Origin of the sequence: Streptomyces sp. NPDC058221, assembly GCF_042882365.1 — a bacterium.
Taxonomy (GTDB): Bacteria; Actinomycetota; Actinomycetes; order Streptomycetales; family Streptomycetaceae; genus Streptomyces.
The window spans coordinates 1-16,982 of record NZ_JBHVWF010000094.1 but is presented as its reverse complement, the minus strand read 5'-3'; the positions used below and the strand labels follow the sequence as shown (position 1 = coordinate 16,982).

Genomic DNA, 16,982 nt, shown 5'->3' with positions numbered 1-16,982 from the left:
CCCTGAGTGAAGGGTGCTCGCCCGGTCACCGGTCGGCCCACTGCTCTTTGACCGGCGCCACGCGGCACCGCTTCTATTACATGCACCGCCCGGTCACCTGTCAACGCGGGCCCGTGCCACGCTGACCTCGTGAAGAAGCCCGCACCGATCACCGCCGACGCCCCGGTCTCCGTACGCGTCCCGCTCCTGACCCAGGAGTGGCTCGACCTCTGTTTCATCCACTGGGCCGTGGAGCCGGACGCGGTGGCGGGGCTGCTTCCCGAGGGCACGTTTGCGGACACGCTCGACGGGGTCACGTACGTCGGTCTCGTCGCGTTCCGTATGCACCGGGTCGGCTGGCTGGGGCTGCCGGGCGTGCCGTATCTCGGCTCGTTCCCCGAGACCAACGTGCGCCTGTACTCGGTCGACGCACACGGGCGCCGTGGCGTCGTGTTCCTCTCGATGGACGCGTCGCGGCTGGTCCCGGTGGCCATGGGCCGGCTCGGCTTCCGCCTCCCGTACCTGTGGTCGAGGATGGCCGTCACCACGGCCGGCGACACCGTCACCTACACGAGTGCGCGCCGCTGGCCCGGCCCGCGCGGCGCACGGAGCCGGATCAGCGTGCGCACCGGCGAACGTGTGGAAGAACCAACCGAGTTGGAGCATTTCCTCACCGCCCGCTGGGGGATGCACAACGCGTTCTTCGGCGGCGCGGCCTACCTGCCCAACGACCACCCACGCTGGCCCCTCCACCGCGGCGAACTGCTCGCCTGCGAGGAGGACCTGATCCACGCGGCCGGGCTCCCCGCCCCGCACGATGCCCCGGTCAGCGTCCTCTGCTCCCCCGGCGTACCGGTCCGCCTCGGCCGCCCGGCCCGGCCGGCGGGGATTCCTACGCCCTGAGGGCTGAGCGAGGCGGCCTCGCCATGACCCGGTACAAGGGAGTCGAGGTCGCGACGACGAACAGGCCGAAGAGCGTGATCGGCAACAGCCCGACCGGACGCAGCAGCCACGAAGGATCCTCCTGCAGCCACGGCCAGTCGGCGATCCAGTTCGCGGTGACGTCCAGCACCATGACACCGCTCGCCGTCGGGACACCCTTCGCTTGCACGAGCCCCACCAGAACGACGACCAGAGGATCGAGGACCACCAGGCCGACGAAGAGGACCTGGAGCGGGAGCGGAGCAAACGCATAGGCGTGGACCCCGTGCCGGATCAGATCCAGGCAGTGCGCACCGGTCCCCTCCAGAAAGCCGACCAGGTACAGCGCGAGGGCCCATCTCGCCCACGGCGGAAGGCCGTTCCATCGCTCCCGCACCGAGAAGGCAGGCAGCCCGCTCACGTACCGTCCTCGCGGATCCGCAGGGCCCACAGGGTTCCCTCGATGTCCGCGGTGAAGATCCGTCCGTCGCCGGGTTGCAGGTACGCGGCGGGCGTCGTGTCGAAGTCCCCGGCCCAGGCCTCGCTGCCGGTTCGGGCGTCGAGGACACGCACGCGGGTCCACGTCGTGAACAACCGGTCGTGGGAGGAGGTGAACAGCACGTACCCACCAACGCGACGAGCCCCCTTGTCCGAGCTGTGCCAGCGCTCCCGGCCGGTGCCGGCGTCCAGGCATACCGTGCCGTTGTCGGTCGGCAGGAGGAATACGCCCGCCAAGGCCAGCACGCGCGGCACGCCCGCAAGCTGCTTCAGCTCACCGTCGCCGTAGTCGGTGGCGTGCCGGTACGGCCCGTCGTAGGTCCACTTCACCTTCCCGGTGGCCCCGTCCACGGCCGTGGGCTTGCGGCGGCCTCCGGCAGCGAGCGGCAGGAGGACGGTCGTGCCCGATACGGACACCTCCCAGGGACCGTCCCGACCGGTCAGTTGCTCGCCTTCGTTGAACGGCGTGCGCCACACCACCTTCCCGTTCTGCGCCGACCGGCACACAAGGTCGGTGACGCCCTGCTTGCCTGCCTCGTAGAAGAGAATGTGCTGTCCGAGCGAATGCGCCGTGCTGCCCGCGACAAGCCCCGGCCGCTCCCAGACGGTTTTCCCGGTCCGGCCCAGCAGCGCCGTGCCGCCGATGATCACCAGATCTCCCACGCACAGTGTGTCCCCTCGCTCGTCGGCGAGGAAGTGCCACTGCTCCCGGCCCGTCCGTGGATCGACGCCGCGCACGCTCTTCTCGCCGGCCACGACGACCAGACCGCTGGCCTGATGAACCTCCCAGCTCTCGGAGCTCTCGGAGTCGAGGCTCCGGCTCCAGAGCGATGTGCCTTCTGCCGCGTCCAACGCCTGGAGCTTGGGGCTCTGTTCGTCGGGATGCCGGGTCTCGACGATGACCGCGGGACCGGCCACGGCGAGCCGCGGACCTTGCTTCGCAGGCCCGCAGGTGGCCTTCCACACGAGCTTGCCCTGCGCGGCGTCGAAGGCGTGCACCACGGCCGGGCCGGTGCCGGTGACCATGTACCAGCGGCCGCCGCTGACGGCGGACGCCGGATCGCCCCCGTCGGGCTTCTGCGCGCCGTCGATCTTCTTCGACCAGGCCACCGGGCCCTTGCCGGGCTCCTGGGTGAGATAGCGGACGGCTGCGGTGCCCGCAGCCCCCACCGCGATCGCCCCCGCTCCCCATCGCAGTGCGCCGCGCCTCGTGAGCGCGGGCGGCTTGGGTGACCGGGGCGGCTGCGGGACGGAAGCCGTGGTGGCATCCGGGGCCGGTGGCCCGCCTGCGTCCACGACCGTCGGCGTGCGCCGCGGCGCCGGCACCGCCGGCCCCGCATGCCCGTACAACGCGCTCAGCTCACCCGCCAGTTCGGCGGCCGATGCGCAGCGCCTGGCAGGCTCCTTTTCCAGCAGCCTCAGGACGAGCTCGTCCCACGCGGCCGAGATGCCGGGCAGGACAGCGCTGGGCGCCGGTGGCGTGTCATTGAGGTGCGCGGTGAGGTGCCCCAGTGAGTCCGGTGCGCTGAACGGCAGCGTGCCGGTGAGCAGTTCGAAGAGCAGGCACCCCACCGCGTACAGATCGCTGCGCGCCTCGGGACGGCCGCGGGCCTGCTCCGGCGCCATGTAGGCCGCCGTTCCCACCACGGTGCCCGTACGGGTCAGCAGGTCTCCGGCCCCCGCCGGGTCCGCGGCACGGGCGATCCCGAAGTCCAGTACCTTCACTCCGCCGTTCGCCGTGACGAACACATTGGCCGGCTTGATGTCCCGGTGCAGGATGCCCCCGGCGTGCGCCTCGGCCAGCGCATCGCAGATCTGCTCACCCCACCGCGCGGCCTCCTGCCCGGAGACCGGACCGCGGCGCACGACCGTCTCCAGCCCCGTGCCCCGCAGGAATTCCATGACCAGGAACGGCGCGCTGCCCTCTGCGGTGACCGCCTCACCGAGATCGTGCACGGCCACAATCCGGGGGTGTTCGAGCGCCGCGGTGATCCGCGCCTCCCGCAGGAAGCGTGTACGCAGCTCACCGGCCGCGCTGCCCCCGCCCGCCAGGAGCGAGACGACCTTGACGGCGACGGTGCGCCCGAGCCGCTCATCGAACGCCTCCCACACCTCGCCCATTCCGCCGCGCCCGACGATTCGCTTCAGCTGGTAGCGCCCGGCCAGCAGTGCGTCACTCACGTCAGTAGCCCCCACCGGTTGACTCCGAGCCCGCATGCTAACGCCGGGCCGGTGCGCAATCGCACGGGAGAGGCGCACGGTTACCCCACCGTCGAATCCGGGGCCCGGCAGCCTCGGACGTCCGGACCGGTGCCCGGCTTCCGGGAGCTGCCGTCAGAGAGAACCTGTACCCGTCAGACGCAGGTGCTCATCCACCAGGGCGAAGGTCGCTTCGGGTTGTTCGATCTGCGGAAGGTGGCCCGCCTTCGGGATGACCTCCAGCCGGCCGTCACCGAAGGCCTCGGCGTACGCGGCGCCGTACCCCGGGGTGACGATGCGGTCGCTCTCGCCCCAGAGCAGAAGGGCGGGCGCCCGGACGCGTCCGAGCCGGCGCAGCAATTTTGGATCGTGCATGCCGGGGTTGCCCGCGAGGGTGCGCATCGTGGCCATATTTCCCTGCCGGAGCGCGAGTTGACCGGCCGGGATGTCTGCGGGATCGAGGTAGTACCGGTCCGCGTCGTGCCAGGAGTGCTCCGCGACGCCGCGGGCGTCGAGGGCGAAGAAGTCCGTGATCGGCTCCGTCTCGATGTGCACGCCGACGGCGTCGATCAGGACGAGGCCGGTGATGATCCCCCCGGTGTCGCGCACGGCCATCTCGGCGGCCGTCCAGCCGCCGAGCGAGGATCCGACGACGAGCACGTCGCGCAGCCGGCGGTCGTGCAGGTGGTGCAGGTAGGCGAGGGCCAGGTCATCGATGCCGGTGAGCCATCCGGGACGGTGCGTGCCGTCCCAGCCGGGGTGCACAGGCGTGATGGTGTGCGCGCTCCGGGAGAGCTGCTCGGCGAGGCCGGTGACCGTGGCCCGGCCCCCGCCGCCGTGCAGGATCAGGACGGGCCGCCCGGTTCCGGCCTCGGACAGAGTGAGGGACAGGTCGCCGTACACGGCTGCTTCCAGGTCTGTGTTCACCCCTGAAGGCTAACTAAGCTTGTTGATATAAACAAGCTTAGTTCTGAGGTAGGGTCGACCCATGCACGGCGAACTGCAAGAACTCGGCAGAGCGGTAAAGGAAGCCCAGTACCGGCAGCACCGATCGCTCGACAGCGCCCTGTCGGCCGTCGGCACGACGCTGGCCCAGTGGGACGCCCTGCGTGCCATCAGCCGCTCACCCGGGGCATCGGGCCGTGCCCTGGCCACGGCGACGTTCCAGACCGAGCAGGCCTTCGGGACGCTCGTCGGCCGCCTGACGGCCAAGGGACTCGTCGAGCGCCGGCCGGGACACGGCCGCCGTATCGAGCACCACCTCGCGCCCGCCGGCGAACAGCTCCTCGCGGCCGGCCACAAGGTCGCCGACGACGTGCTCGCCCGCTGCTTCTCCGCCTTGTCCACCACCGACCGCGAGGCCCTGCTCGACCTGCTTCAGCGCCTCAACGCGGAACGGGACGCGTAGACCGGACCGCGCCGCACGTCGCCCGCGATGCTCAGGGGCCGAAGGTCAGCGGCGGCGACCCGGGGCGCTCACCGAAGGCCCGGCCGGCGCAGGGGCGACGAAAAAGGCTGGTGTGCGGGGGCCGACGGAACCGGGTAACGTCTTTGCCATGTTCTTCCAGACGCCGGTTCACGAGTGAGCGCGTGATGGGCCGCTGCTGACGTCCTTCGACGTCGCCGCCCGTCCCCCACCGATGAATCCGCAGACCACTTCACATCATTACCGGGAGAACCCATGACCGACAGCAAGAACATCAACAACCCCGTGGGCATGGGCGGCGGCCAGCGCAAGAAGCTGTCCCGCGCCGAACGGCAGAACAACGGTCCGCACCGCAACCTCGACCGCCAGGGTGCAGCCGACCGGAAGGCGGAGCTGGTGCGCAAGATGCGCGAGAAGGCAGCCGCGGCCGAGGCCGCCGGGCAGTCGGGCGACGACACCGCACAGAGCTGACACCGCCGCCGGCACCTGGTGTCGGTGCCCCAGGGGAACCAGAGGAACCAGGGGACGCGGTTGCCTGTGACACATGGGGCACGACCCGGGTTCTCTCACGATCCCCGTGCGTGCGTCGGGAGTGAGAGGTTCAGCTGCCCGGACCGGTCACCGTGAGCGGGCCTGCCGCAGATTCGAGCAGTGACAGGGCCCGCTGCTGCGCGTCGAGGGCGACGCGAGTCCCGACAGGCATCGGGAGGTTCGGGCCGGCGTGTCCGATCTCGACGTTACCCAGGACGGGGATGTCGCGGTCTCCGAGGGCGTCGAGGACTATCTCTCGCAGGTTCGGGGACTCCTCGGGCGCGCCGAGTCCCTCGATCGCGGTCGGGACGCCCACGACCATGCCGGAGATGCGGTCGAGGATGCCGGCGTGCCGCAGCACCTGGAGGTAGCTCCACACATGTGAGGCGTGGCCGCCCAGCTCCTCCCAGAACAGCACCGCGCCGTCGAACCGTTCGAGTGGCAGCGCGTATCGCGTCGCCTGGTTCAGCACGATGCGGTTGAGGACCCCGCCGATCAGGCGGCCTTCGGTGCGACCGGTCCGCCAGCACTCCCACGACGGGCCGGCCGGGAGCGCACCGATCGGCTCCGTGCTGGTCAGCAGCGTCGAGTAGAGCTTTTCGAGTTCCGCCCTGCGTGCGGTGGGCGCGGACTGCCAGTGCCCGCCGAGTCCGGGGGTGGCCAGGTCGGTATGGAAGCCGACCAGCCCCGTCCGCGCGTAGAGCACCAGGTGAAGCAGTGAGATGTCGCTGTGTCCGAGGATCGGCTTGGGGTCCGCCCTGACCGCCTCGATGTCGATCAGGTCGAGGTAGCCGAGCGCGGTCTGGCCGCCGTCGTGCGCGATGACGGCGCGTACCTCCGGATCACGCAGAAGAGTGTTGAATTCCCTGGCGATCTCCGCCGGCGTCGCCGCACTCCACCAGCGGTGCCGCCCCGCTTCGAGCAGCGGCGCCCTCCGCACGCGGAACCCCATCCGCTCGAGCACGACCACCGCCTGATCGAGGTCGGGCTCGTACTCGGCATGCAGCGGCCCGGACAGCGACGCGATGACGACGAGATCTCCGGGCTTCAGGGCACGAGGTCGAAGCGGTTGAGGCCGCGGCGCAGTAGCAGTAGTGGTCACCGCGGCAGTATCCCGACGCCCTCAGCAACCACGCGACGCATTTTTTGATCATCCGTCCCCAGCAGGCCCTGCCTGTCGGAGAAGGCGGTCGAACCTTCACTTCGGCCCATTGAATGTTCTCCGAGTGGCCTGCGACGGGGCGAGCTCCGCTCCGCGGTCGAATGTCCCAGACCCTTCGGTCTCGCCTGCCTTCCGGCTGGGCAACCGTCCTCATGAACACGTCCGCTGTCGCCCTCGGGCCGCGGCCACATGCTGATGGGCCTGGGGGAAATACCGAAGGTAGGGGAGTTGCAGGCCGTCGCAGTCGTCGGCGAAGCGGCAGCCGCCGCATTCCTGGAGTTTGGCAGCGACTTCTCCACGTAGGGCCGCGGAACCCGCGAACGGGGACACACCCAGCATCGACCGCCGCAACGAGAGTGTGTAGGTGGGTGGAAGACCGACTGCCGACGAGATGCACGGCGGCACGTTCGCAACGGAGACCGGGGTGGTTCCGGCAGCCTTCACCACCGCCGCGGACACTCCGTCCGTGAAGGTGCCGAGGCTGGGCAGAGTCGCCTCCACGTTGTCGTACGCAGCCCCTTCGACGATCGGGAACGAATAGCGGACGGAGGTATTCGGTGCGATGCGGCAGACCAGGTCGAGGAAGTCCTCGACCTCCGGCACGTTCTGCGCGCAGACCACGAAGTTGACCTCGGTGACGACCCGGCCGTCGGAGGCCAGCAATGTCAGGGCGCGCAGCGCAAGGGCGAAGCTGTCCCTGCGTCCGGCGATGCCGTCGTGGGTCTCGCGGCGTGCACCGTGCAGGGACAGCAGGACGTGAGTCACCCCGGACTCGACGAGCTCGTCCAGGTACCGCGGATCGGAGATTCGATGCCCGTTCGTTTGCAGCCCGATGGACCCGAATCCTTTCGCGGAGGCATGTCGCACGAGGCCGGGCAGGTCCTTCCGGAGAGTCGGTTCGCCCCCCGTGAGGACCACGCCCTCCATGGTCGCGATGGAGGCCGCCTCGTCGAGGGAACGCATCGCCTGCTCGCGCGTGAGCCTCGGTTCGTGCCGGATCCACTCCGTGAAGCAGAACACGCAGGCGCTGTCGCACTGTCCGCCGAGCGACAGGGAGAGCCAGGTGGGATCAGCCAGGTTCCCGAACATCGGAACGGCTTCGGGATCCCCGGCCGGCCGCTGACTGTGCGCGGGCCGCAGCCCGGTCACTTCGAACCGGGTCAGAGCTGCCGAAATCTCTTCATCGGGCAGCAGATGGGGGCCGATCTCGTCACGGTTCACGTGGACGAGCTGACCGGACGGCAGTGCCGTGCACGCCACCGCTGCCCGGTCCGGATCACCGTCTCCGGCGGAGAAGAGAAGGACGGACCGGAGCGCGTGGACCGGCACCAGATGAAGCCGCTGGTCGTCGTGGGTCAGCAGCAGCAGTTCGCTCGTGGTCATCGGCTGCGTGGCGCCCACTGCGGCGCACGGTGATTGCCGACCAGTTTCACGTCGTTCCCGGATCGCAGACCTGCCATGGCCAGGCTGAGATACGCGACGAGAGGCCTGCCGTCGGCAACCAACGTCCAGTCGTACAGGTGGGTTCCGTTCGGAATCAGTCGTTCGGCCAGGACCCGCGCCACCGTCCCGACCTCGGAGAACCGGTTCACCTCGACGACGAAGACAGCGTCCGACTGTCGCATCCCGAGTTCGAGGAAGATCCGGTTCTCGTCGTCCGCGTGCCGTTCCTGAAGGCGCGTCGCTTCGTCGGACAGCAGAAGGAACTCGCACCCGTCCTTGAGGCGTTTCCGGAGCCCCTGCGGAACGCGCGGATCCTCTGCCCTACGGATGGAGATCGCCGCGTCCGATGCGCCCGCCAGAACCAGCTTGGCCGGATCGACGCCCGTGCGGTGGATCAGCTTCGGCACGTCCGCGTCGGGCAGGCCATGAACCGTCAACATCGCCACCCCTTGGGAGAAGGCGTCCTCGACGGAACGGCCGAAGGCGAGAGCACGATAGAAACCGGCCGAGAACTCGATCGCCGAGGCGTCGCCGACCGGATCCGTCATTCCGATCACCGCATCGGCGTGCTCCGCCAGGGATTCCGCCTGGGCTGCCGAATAGCACGCGTTCAGCACGACCACCTGAAGCCACTGGCGGAAGTGGGAGAAGATCGTGCTCAGCGCGTCCCGGCTCAACGCCTGGCTCGAACCCGACGACGTCTCAAGAACGATCTGGTCGGCCGAGCCGTGGCCGACGAAATGCACCACGTTCGGCTCGAAGGAGTTGAGCTGGTACAGGAGTTCGTCCACCGTGACGGCCCAGGCGGACCGGATGACGAACCGATGGGCGGCCTTGCTCTCCCGGATGCGTTCCTCGATCCTGCGGGTCTCCTCGCCAAGCCGCAGTGGATGGGTATCACGCGGGTTGGCAGCCAGGATCAGTAACTTGATCAACTCTGTTCTCCCCCGAACGTGCCTGTCGGATTCAACGGTGCCGTCACGCCTGGCAGCGAGGATCTCACGCCTGCGGACACCGGTCGGCGAGCAGTCCGGATCCCGTCGAACACCTGCCGGTGCTCCCTCCGCAGGCCGCAACGGTTATGGCTGACCGGAACGGTCGCCCCTGCCCCGACTCCGTATCCGGCAGGTCCACCCCTGCTTCCGCACCAGGACATTGACCGGAGCGGGAGGGCCCACCGCTCCCCCGGCTCCCCGGGAGGGGCGCAGAGGGTCATTCGCCAGGCAGTGCCGAGCCGGACCGCGCCGTAGCGGCGTCGATGACGGGCTCTTCGCTCGGCACCTCGGCGAACGGCACACCACGCAGGCAGAGCAGCACCAGGGCCGCGCATCCGCAGGCTAGGACGATGTCTGCGACATTACCCACGAAGGCGCCGTAGTCGATGAAGTCCACGACATGCCCGCGGGCGAAGCCGGGCTCGCGGAAGAGCCTGTCACCCAGGTGGGACACCGCGCCGCCGAGCAGCAGGCCCAGTACGAGCGCCCACCCCCGAGAGGCCAGTCGGCGTGCGGCGTAGAGCATGCCGGCCACTGCGCCCGCCGCCGCCAGGGCGAACACCCATGTCGCCCCCGAGCCGATGGAGAACGCGGCGCCGGCGTTGTACAGCAGCCGGAAGCGGATCAGATCCGGGATCACGGTGACACTCTCGCCGTCGGACAGCGCGGAGACCGCCCAGACCTTGGTGAGCTGGTCCACGAGGAGGACCACGGCGGCCAGGAGGAGCATCACTCCGTACAACCGGCCCGAACCCCGGCTCACCCGCATCATTCATGGCCTCCGGCTGTGTGTGGTGTGTGGTCGTCACCCGCGTCCGGTGCTCAGCCATCCGGTTCGCCGACCGGCACGGCACCGACCGTCGCGACGATCGTACGACGCAGGAGGACATGCAGAACTCGTTGAAGACGCCGTCCCTCCCTAAGAGCTGGGCATCAGTACCAGGGGCGGGCATCGTGCGCGGGCAGCGGCCGCAGGTTCGGCCGGCGTTCCAGCAGCCGCACGGCCAGGGCGGAGCTGAGACGGCCCACGGCGTGCAGGTGGTCGTGGGCGCGGGTCATGTCGGCGACCACGCCGAGGCGGTGGATGAGCCGCTCGTGTGCGGAGACGTAGCCCCACTCGAAGTCCTCGGTGGGTACCCGGGCTAGCTGGTCGACGGTCCCGCGGTGGGCCCGCTCGACGAGCGCGTCGCCCTGGATCAGCCAGCCGGCGCACGCATCGGCGAGGTCGCCCGGCACCTCCCTGCCGGTGAGGCCCCGCCAGGTGGTCCGGTAGATGTCCTCGACCTCCGCGAGCGGGGCCACGGCGACCGACATCGCGCACCAGCAGGTGGGGAAGCCGACCCGGAAGTAGGCGAGTTCGACCAGTCCGTTACCGAGCGAGGCCCGCTCGAAGTCGACGAAACGGACGCCGTCGGCGGTGCGCAGGTCGTTGCCGGGACACGGGTCGCCGTGCAGCAGCGCATGGTGCGGGGCGGGGTCCAACCGGTCCAGGAGAGCCGCGAGTTCATCGGAGACCGAGGACGGCACGGGCACGTCGAGCGCCCGGGCCAGGGCGAGGAAGGACTCCGCGTCGCCGGCCGTGGGGCCCGACCAGGCCGGGAGCGCGCCCGCGTCGGCGGGTCCGGTCAGGGCGTGCAGCCGGGCGAGCGACTCGGCGTACCCCGGCATCCAGTCGTCCGTCTTGCCGAGGTCGTCCAGGTGCTCGAGGACCATCACCCGCGCGGACGCGTCCGTGGCGAGCACCGCGGGGGCAACGGCGGGCCCGATCGCCCGCCCCGCCAGCCGCAGCCCGGCGACCTCCCGCGCGAAGCGCGTGTCCGCGTCGGCGCCCGCGTCCCCGACGTCGGTGATCTGCTTGACGATCACCGGACTCCCGTCGTCCAGCCTGACCCGCCACACCCGTGACCGGGGGCTGCTGTCCAGAAGCTTGCTCTGCTTGGGGATGCCCACGGTGGCGCGCAGGGCTTCGTCGAACGGGACCCGGGTCGGCATGAGGACGAGCTTAGAGCCTGCCTCCCTGACGCGGTGCGGCTGCGATCGAGGGCCAGTTTGGAAACTTTGGTTTACGAACGCGGAGTCGGTAACTATAGTTGTCGCATGACGGTCCCTGAGGTCACCCCAGAAGAGCAGGCAGAGCTCGACAAGGCCCTGTACGAGGCCTTGAATCCCCTGGCCACGGCCATCCGATCCCGAGAAACGGGGCTGCCCGCCGCCCTCATGTGGGAAGCGGAGCCTGTCGAAGTGACGCTGTCCGTCCTGGCCGCTTGGAAGGTGATGGACGCCGAGGTCAGGCGGCTGACCGGGCAGGCGGCAGCAACCGCCGGCTCCTACGGCGCAAGTTACGAGCAGTTGGGAGCCGTCTGGGGAATCACCCGGCAGGGTGCTCGCAAGAAGTGGCCCGACGCCGTCAGCCGCCCGGCCCCCGCGGCAGCGGGCAGACGCGCGCTTGCACTCTTCGGAGGGACTGCCGAGCTGGCGCAGGCGCCTTCCGGTGACTGGAGCTGGACAGGCAGGGGTGCTGACGGAGCGTCCGGCACGGCCGCCGATGGGCTGCGTCACACGACGGCAGAAGAAGCGGCCGCCTACGCGGGCGCATTCCTCAAAGAACACGCCCTCGGCATCGACGACCGGTCCTGAAGCTTCTCTCCCTGGTCATCGGCGGCTCGTTCCACCGCACGGATCGCGCAGTCGGTGACCGGAGAGGCCGTGCACCCGGCCGCGTTCAGCGAGCGGCGGCCAGCACCGCCGCGAGACCCTCTCGCAGGTCCTTGACGAAATACTCGGGAACCTCCAACGCCGGGAAATGCCCCCCGCTTTCGGGCAGGCTCCATCGGACGATCTTCCGGTACCGCTCCTGCGCCCAGGCGCGCGGACATTTCTCGACGTCGCGGGGATACATCGTGAGTGCTGACGGGACGTCGACCCGGAGTTCGGGATCGAGCGAGTTATGACTCTCGTAGTAGATGCGGGCCGCCGATGCGCCGGTCCGCGTCAGCCAGTACAGGGTGACGTCATCAAGAATCCGGTCTCTGGACATCGTCTCGAACGGGCTGTCCTCGGTGTCCGACCACTCGGCGAACTTGTCGAGGATCCAGGCAAGGAGCCCCACCGGGGAGTCGACGAGCGAGTAGCCGATGGTCTGCGGTCGGGTCGCCTGCTGCTTCGCGTACGCGGCGCGGTGGCGCCAGAAGTCGCGGGTTTCCTCGGTCCACTCGCGCTCGGCCGCCGTCAGCCCGTCGGTTGTCAGACCGGGCGGTCCCTCCGCGAACGTGGTGTGGATGCCGAGGACGTGCTCCGGGAACCTGCCGCCGAGAACCGTGGTGATATTGCCTCCCCAGTCGCCGCCGTGGGCCAGGAACTTGGCGTAGCCGAGCCTTCCCATCAGCTCGACCCACGCGGCCGCGATCTTTTCGGTTCCCCAGCCGGTGGTGGCCGGTTTGTCGCTGTAACCAAAGCCCGGGAGCGACGGAACCACGACGTGGAACGCCGGCGCGTCCGCGTCCTTCGGATCCGCCAGTTCGTCCACCACGTCGACGAACCGGGCAATGCTGTCCGGCCAGCCGTGCGTCATGATCAGAGGAGTGGCGTCCGCGCGCGCGGACCGGCGGTGCAGGAAGTGGATTCCCAGATCATCAATGGTCGTACGGAACTGGCCGATCCGGTTGAGCCGCGCCTCGAACGGCCGCCAGTCGTACCCGGTGCGCCAGTAGTTCACGACATCGATGAGGTCGGCGAGCGGAACACCCTGTTCCCAACGGCCGGCGCCGGGCGCGGCGCCCTGGACCGTCTCGGCCTCCGGCAGTCGCGCCGCGGCCAGCCGCGCGCGCAGATCGTCGAGGTCGGCGTCAGTCGCGTGGGCTTCACATGCTTGCACGTCACTGGTCGGACGGGGCATGGGACCTCCTGGCCATCGTAGAACCGGCTAAGACGGTTCTAACAGTTCTCCGAGCCACACTGCAACCGTCTAAGGTGGTTCCATGCGTGCTGGATTCCCTGACTTCCGCCTCGGCAGGGTGCTGGCGACCAGCTTCACGGGGACTCTCTCCGAGCGTCGTGGCAACGCCGTGGAGCGCATCCCCACGCCGCAGCGCCTCATCGACTGGCTGGCGGTGAACGGCCTCGCCGTGACGTCCTGCACCGCCGCCCAGCTCGGCCTCGCCCGGGAACTGAGGGAGTCGATTCACGCCGCCGCGACAGCGGCCGCGACCCAGGAACCTCTCCCCGCGCCTGCTGTCCAGGTCATCAATGAATGCAGCACTCAGGGTCGGGCCGCGGCCGTCCTGACGCCCGAGGGCACGCGACGATGGCAGCTCGGCTCCGCTTCCCAGGTGGAGGATGCTCTCGGCGTGATCGCCGCCGATGCGATCAGCGTCATCGCAGGCGAGCGAGACGGAAAGCTGGCCCTGTGCGCATCACCGACCTGCCGAGCCGCCTTCTTCGACACCAGCCAGAGCCGCACCCGCACATGGTGTGACATGAACACGTGCGGGAATCGTCAGAAGAAGGCGCGCTTCCATGCCAACCGGCGCAAAGACCCCGGCTCGGCGGAGTGATCGTCACCTCGGTGCATCCGAGTGGGCCCGAACAGGCTCCGCACACGAGAGGGCGCCGGCCACTCTGACGGGCGGCCGGCCGTCCGCTCCTTGACCCCTTGACCCCTTGACCCCTTGACCCCTTGCGCAGCGGATCAGCTTCACGCTCGCCGCCCCTCAGCCGCAGCAACGAGCGTCCGGACCGGCCCGGCGGCCGACCTACGGGACGACCAGGATGCGGCCCAGCTGTGCGCGGCCCTCCAGCAGCCGGTGCACCTCGGCGGTCTCGGTCAGCGGCAACCGGGCGTGGACCGCTGCGCGCAGCGACCCCTGGACCGCGTATGCGGTCAGTTCGGCCAGGTCCTTCGCAGCGCGCCCGGCGTCGGCCGCCTGCGCGGCCATGAGGGAGAACCCCGTGACGGACCTCAGGGCGTACAGGTCGGGGGCGGGGATGCTGCCGAGCCGGCCGCCCGCGGCTCCGTACGTCACCAGCCGTCCGTACGGGGCCAGTACGTCCAGGCTGCGGCGCATGATGTCGCCGCCGACTGCGTCGAGGACGACATCCACACCGCCGGGCACGGCCGTTCGGACCTGTTCCGGCCAGTCCTCATCGGTGTAGTTGACGCCGATATCGGCGCCGTGGGCGCGGGCGAAGTCCAGCTTGGCAGCGGTACTCGCGGTGGCGATGACCGTAGCGGCACCCAGTGTCTTCGCGAGCTGCACGGCGAGGTGGCCGACGGCACCCGCGGCGGAATGAACCAGTACGGTCTCGCCGTGCGCCAGCCGTCCTGCGCGCAGCACACCCAGAGCCGTCGGAGCGACCATCGGGAGCACGCCCGCCGTGCCCGCGTCCAGCCCTTGAGGTACCGGGACGAGCCTTCGCGCGTCCGCGACGACGAGGTCGCAGAACGCGTCCTCGGACATCGTGGCGACCTGCCGCCCGATCAGGGCCGGATCCGTGTCCGGCCCGACCGCCTCCACCGTGCCCACCACGTCTCCGGTCAGGGGCCTGGGCAGAGGGCGCGAGTAGAGCTCGGCCTGGGCCAAGCCGCGCCGGAGCTGGGTGTCCACGAAGTTGGCGCCGATTTCATCGGTCCGGATGAGCGCTTGGCCTGCCTCCGGGACGGGGTCGGGGACTTCGTCCAAGGCGAGGACCTCGGGGCCACCGTAGGAGTGGTAACGGACTTTTCGCATGACAGATCTCCTCGACCAAGAGGCGTGCGCTAAACTGGACCGGTGGTCCAATTCGACCGTACTGGACCGTCAGTCCAGTTGTCTATGCGTCACGATCTGAATGAGGAGCGAGCTGGTGGCGGAAGTCCGTCGCGAACGAGCCGACGCGGCACGCAATCGGCACGCGATCCTGAAGGCCACCGAGCTCCTCCTCTCCGAACACCCTCCGGAGCAGGTCTCGATGGAACGCATCGCTGCTGCGGCCGGGGTCGGGAAGGGGACGGTGTTCCATCGCTTCGGCAGCCGCGCGGGCCTGATGCGGGAGCTGATGCTGGAACGAGCCCTCGCGCTGCGCGAATCAGTCACGGACGGCCCCCCGCCGCTGGGCCCGGGAGCCCCACCCAGGCAGCGACTGCTGGCCTTCCTCGACGTGGTCGTGGACGTGGTAGGCCGCAACAAGGGCCTGCTGGCCGCCCTGGGCCAGGCAGCGGCAGCCCCCGACCCCGGCCCCGGCCCCGGCCCCGGCCAGGAGGACTCGGGCGAGCAGCAGTCGGTCTACGCGTTCTGGCACGGTCACATCAGCGAACTGATCGCCGGGGAACGCCCTGACCTGGATGCCGAGTTGCTGGCCCACATCCTGCTCGGCGCTCTGCAGAGCGGACCGATCGTGCACCTGCTGAAGCAGGGGGAGACTCGACGGCTCGCGGTGTCACTGCGACTGCTGGCCACCGGCATGCTGGAGACGTGAAGGCCCGCCGGGGCCGCGCCGCCTACGAGGCCGACCCGGAGGCCGGACATCACTCCATCGGCTCCAGAATGCGGTCGAGTGTCCGGCGCCCCATTCTGCTCATCGTCGGATTGGTCTCGACGTAGTACCAGACAACACCCATCGCCTGTTGGAACGCCCATGCCTTGCCGCGCTCCCACTCCAGATCGTCACAGCCCAGTGTCCGCCGGAGCACTTCCCGCGGTCCTGGCTGCAAAAGGTGCCAGGCACCGACCAGATCCAGCGCGGGGTCGGCCGGGCCGAAGCCGCCGGTGTCGAGTACGCCACTGAGCCGGTCTCCCGCGACCAGTACATTGCCGGGAATCAAGTCACCATGGCTCATCACGTCATCGGCACCCGTGCGCGGCAACTTCCGAAAGCGGCTCCACACCTGGCGCAGCCGGCCCACGTCGAGCAGCCCATCGCTCTCCTCGAAGCACTTCGCCATCCAGTCGTCGTGGTGAGCGAGAACGCCACCACGACCTTCGCCGCTGAAGTGCCGCCCCCGCGTCTCGGCCTCCCGGAGGGCTGCGATGAAGGCCGCAAGGTCCTCGGCAAAAGCGTCCGACCCACCCGGGTCGGCATCGAAGGCGACCGTTCCCGGCAGCCATGTCTGGACCGCCCACGGCATCGGGTAACCCGCTCCGGGCTTTCCCAGGGCGACGGGTTCCGGGGCAGGGAACCGGGACAGCTGCGCCAGCTCCGCGCTCGCCCGGGCTTCCCGTTCCAGAACCGCCAGCGCCTCGGCAGCATCGGTCAGACGCAGTGGGAAACGCGCTGAGAGGTCGTTCCCGATGCGGAAGACGGCGTTGACCGTCCCGGTCGACGCCACGAGTCGGATCGCCTTGCCGCTCCACTGAGGGAACTGTTCCTGGATCAAGGTCGCAACGACCTGAGTGGTCACGTCCACTTGGTCATCGTGCATGGTCACCTCTCGTAGGCTCTTCCGCCAGTTCAATTCGAAACGCCGGAAGCAGACCAGATCAACTGAGACGACAGCCAGTATTTCCACGCCAGATCCCAGGTCAACTGAGATTTTCGACCACCGAGGTGTCTCCACCGTTCTGGGCTCTCCAGGCCGTGCCTTCCGACCGACCGCCTTCGCGGAGCCAGGTCAGTGACGGGAGGTGGTCCGCGTCGCACCCCCTCCCATTGCCGGACTCCCATGGCCGACCGCGGGTTCAAGACGAACCACGACATCAGGGCGGTCTTCTCCGCCGGGGCCGTTCGTTTCGCACCGTGACCGATTCCACCGGGTCGTGGGCACCCACGACTTACGCGGCCACGACCCGGTCAGCCACGACGCGGCGGCCCACGACGTCTAAAGGCTTTTAAAGAACCAAGAGAAATAACCCAA

At 69.4% G+C, this 16,982-nt stretch carries 17 protein-coding genes; 6 read left to right on the top strand and 11 right to left on the bottom strand.

Features of this window, described 5'->3' with window-relative positions; all coding sequences use genetic code 11:
- Positions 1 to 129 precede the first annotated feature (129 nt).
- Positions 130 to 882, top strand: coding sequence for a YqjF family protein (locus ACFVW8_RS26075; protein WP_389694014.1), 753 nt, complete (start codon positions 130 to 132; stop codon positions 880 to 882).
- Here ACFVW8_RS26075 and ACFVW8_RS26070 read toward each other — a convergent pair.
- From ACFVW8_RS26070 to ACFVW8_RS26060, 3 genes are all read right to left on the bottom strand, one after another.
- Positions 872 to 1,321: a hypothetical protein gene (locus ACFVW8_RS26070; RefSeq protein ID WP_389694012.1), complete on the bottom strand. Its 450-nt coding sequence runs from the start codon at positions 1,319 to 1,321 to the stop codon at positions 872 to 874. The genes ACFVW8_RS26075 and ACFVW8_RS26070 overlap by 11 nt on opposite strands.
- Positions 1,318 to 3,579, bottom strand: a complete 2,262-nt coding sequence (locus tag ACFVW8_RS26065) for a PQQ-binding-like beta-propeller repeat protein (protein WP_389694010.1) — start codon at positions 3,577 to 3,579, stop codon at positions 1,318 to 1,320. The genes ACFVW8_RS26070 and ACFVW8_RS26065 overlap by 4 nt, the downstream gene beginning before the upstream one ends.
- Positions 3,580 to 3,732: 153 nt before the next feature.
- Positions 3,733 to 4,524: an alpha/beta fold hydrolase gene (locus ACFVW8_RS26060; protein ID WP_389694008.1), complete on the bottom strand. Its 792-nt coding sequence runs from the start codon at positions 4,522 to 4,524 to the stop codon at positions 3,733 to 3,735.
- Between the two features lie 61 nt (positions 4,525 to 4,585).
- Here ACFVW8_RS26060 and ACFVW8_RS26055 point away from each other — a divergent pair, with 61 nt between their 5' ends.
- Together ACFVW8_RS26055 and ACFVW8_RS26050 are read left to right on the top strand one after the other, a co-directional pair.
- Positions 4,586 to 5,005, top strand: a complete 420-nt coding sequence (locus ACFVW8_RS26055; RefSeq protein WP_389694006.1) for a MarR family winged helix-turn-helix transcriptional regulator — start codon at positions 4,586 to 4,588, stop codon at positions 5,003 to 5,005.
- A 273-nt stretch (positions 5,006 to 5,278) separates the two neighbouring features.
- A complete protein-coding gene (locus tag ACFVW8_RS26050; protein WP_389694004.1) occupies positions 5,279 to 5,494 on the top strand; it encodes a DUF6243 family protein in 216 nt (71 codons plus the stop codon).
- A gap of 130 nt (positions 5,495 to 5,624) precedes the next feature.
- On the opposite strand, the gene ACFVW8_RS26045 is transcribed toward ACFVW8_RS26050, so the two are convergent.
- From ACFVW8_RS26045 to ACFVW8_RS26025, 5 genes are all read right to left on the bottom strand, one after another.
- Positions 5,625 to 6,656 carry an LD-carboxypeptidase gene (locus ACFVW8_RS26045; RefSeq protein ID WP_389694002.1) on the bottom strand — a complete coding sequence of 344 codons (1,032 nt, stop codon included), beginning with the start codon at positions 6,654 to 6,656 and terminating at the stop codon, positions 5,625 to 5,627.
- A gap of 210 nt (positions 6,657 to 6,866) precedes the next feature.
- Positions 6,867 to 8,117: a radical SAM protein gene (locus ACFVW8_RS26040; RefSeq protein ID WP_389694000.1), complete on the bottom strand. Its 1,251-nt coding sequence runs from the start codon at positions 8,115 to 8,117 to the stop codon at positions 6,867 to 6,869.
- Positions 8,096 to 9,094, bottom strand: a complete 999-nt coding sequence (locus ACFVW8_RS26035; protein WP_389693998.1) for a CHAT domain-containing protein — start codon at positions 9,092 to 9,094, stop codon at positions 8,096 to 8,098. Before ACFVW8_RS26035 ends, ACFVW8_RS26040 begins: the two co-directional genes overlap by 22 nt.
- A gap of 277 nt (positions 9,095 to 9,371) precedes the next feature.
- Entirely contained in the window at positions 9,372 to 9,926 is a 555-nt protein-coding gene (locus ACFVW8_RS26030) for a signal peptidase II (RefSeq protein WP_389693996.1), read from the bottom strand.
- A gap of 161 nt (positions 9,927 to 10,087) precedes the next feature.
- The gene (locus ACFVW8_RS26025; protein WP_389693994.1) at positions 10,088 to 11,146 is read right to left on the bottom strand and encodes a phosphotransferase; all 1,059 of its coding nucleotides are present in this window, start codon (positions 11,144 to 11,146) and stop codon (positions 10,088 to 10,090) included.
- A gap of 105 nt (positions 11,147 to 11,251) precedes the next feature.
- Here ACFVW8_RS26025 and ACFVW8_RS26020 point away from each other — a divergent pair, with 105 nt between their 5' ends.
- Complete coding sequence (locus tag ACFVW8_RS26020; RefSeq protein ID WP_389693992.1) at positions 11,252 to 11,791, top strand: hypothetical protein; 540 nt, start codon at positions 11,252 to 11,254, stop codon at positions 11,789 to 11,791.
- Between the two features lie 85 nt (positions 11,792 to 11,876).
- Here ACFVW8_RS26020 and ACFVW8_RS26015 read toward each other — a convergent pair whose 3' ends face one another.
- A complete protein-coding gene (locus ACFVW8_RS26015) occupies positions 11,877 to 13,049 on the bottom strand; it encodes an epoxide hydrolase (protein WP_389693990.1) in 1,173 nt (390 codons plus the stop codon).
- Between the two features lie 82 nt (positions 13,050 to 13,131).
- On the opposite strand from ACFVW8_RS26015, the gene ACFVW8_RS26010 reads away from it, so the two are divergent.
- Positions 13,132 to 13,707, top strand: a complete 576-nt coding sequence (locus tag ACFVW8_RS26010; RefSeq protein WP_389693988.1) for a CGNR zinc finger domain-containing protein — start codon at positions 13,132 to 13,134, stop codon at positions 13,705 to 13,707.
- A gap of 198 nt (positions 13,708 to 13,905) precedes the next feature.
- Here the strand turns inward: ACFVW8_RS26010 and ACFVW8_RS26005 are convergent, their stop codons facing one another.
- Complete coding sequence (locus ACFVW8_RS26005; protein WP_389693986.1) at positions 13,906 to 14,880, bottom strand: zinc-binding alcohol dehydrogenase family protein; 975 nt, start codon at positions 14,878 to 14,880, stop codon at positions 13,906 to 13,908.
- A 115-nt stretch (positions 14,881 to 14,995) separates the two neighbouring features.
- Here ACFVW8_RS26005 and ACFVW8_RS26000 point away from each other — a divergent pair, with 115 nt between their 5' ends.
- The gene (locus ACFVW8_RS26000) at positions 14,996 to 15,607 is read left to right on the top strand and encodes a TetR/AcrR family transcriptional regulator (RefSeq protein ID WP_389693984.1); all 612 of its coding nucleotides are present in this window, start codon (positions 14,996 to 14,998) and stop codon (positions 15,605 to 15,607) included.
- 49 nt (positions 15,608 to 15,656) lie between these two features.
- Here the strand turns inward: ACFVW8_RS26000 and ACFVW8_RS25995 are convergent, their stop codons facing one another.
- On the bottom strand, positions 15,657 to 16,550 hold the full coding sequence (locus ACFVW8_RS25995; RefSeq protein WP_389694050.1) for an aminoglycoside phosphotransferase family protein: 894 nt from the start codon (positions 16,548 to 16,550) through the stop codon (positions 15,657 to 15,659).
- Between the last annotated feature and the right edge of the window lie 432 nt (positions 16,551 to 16,982).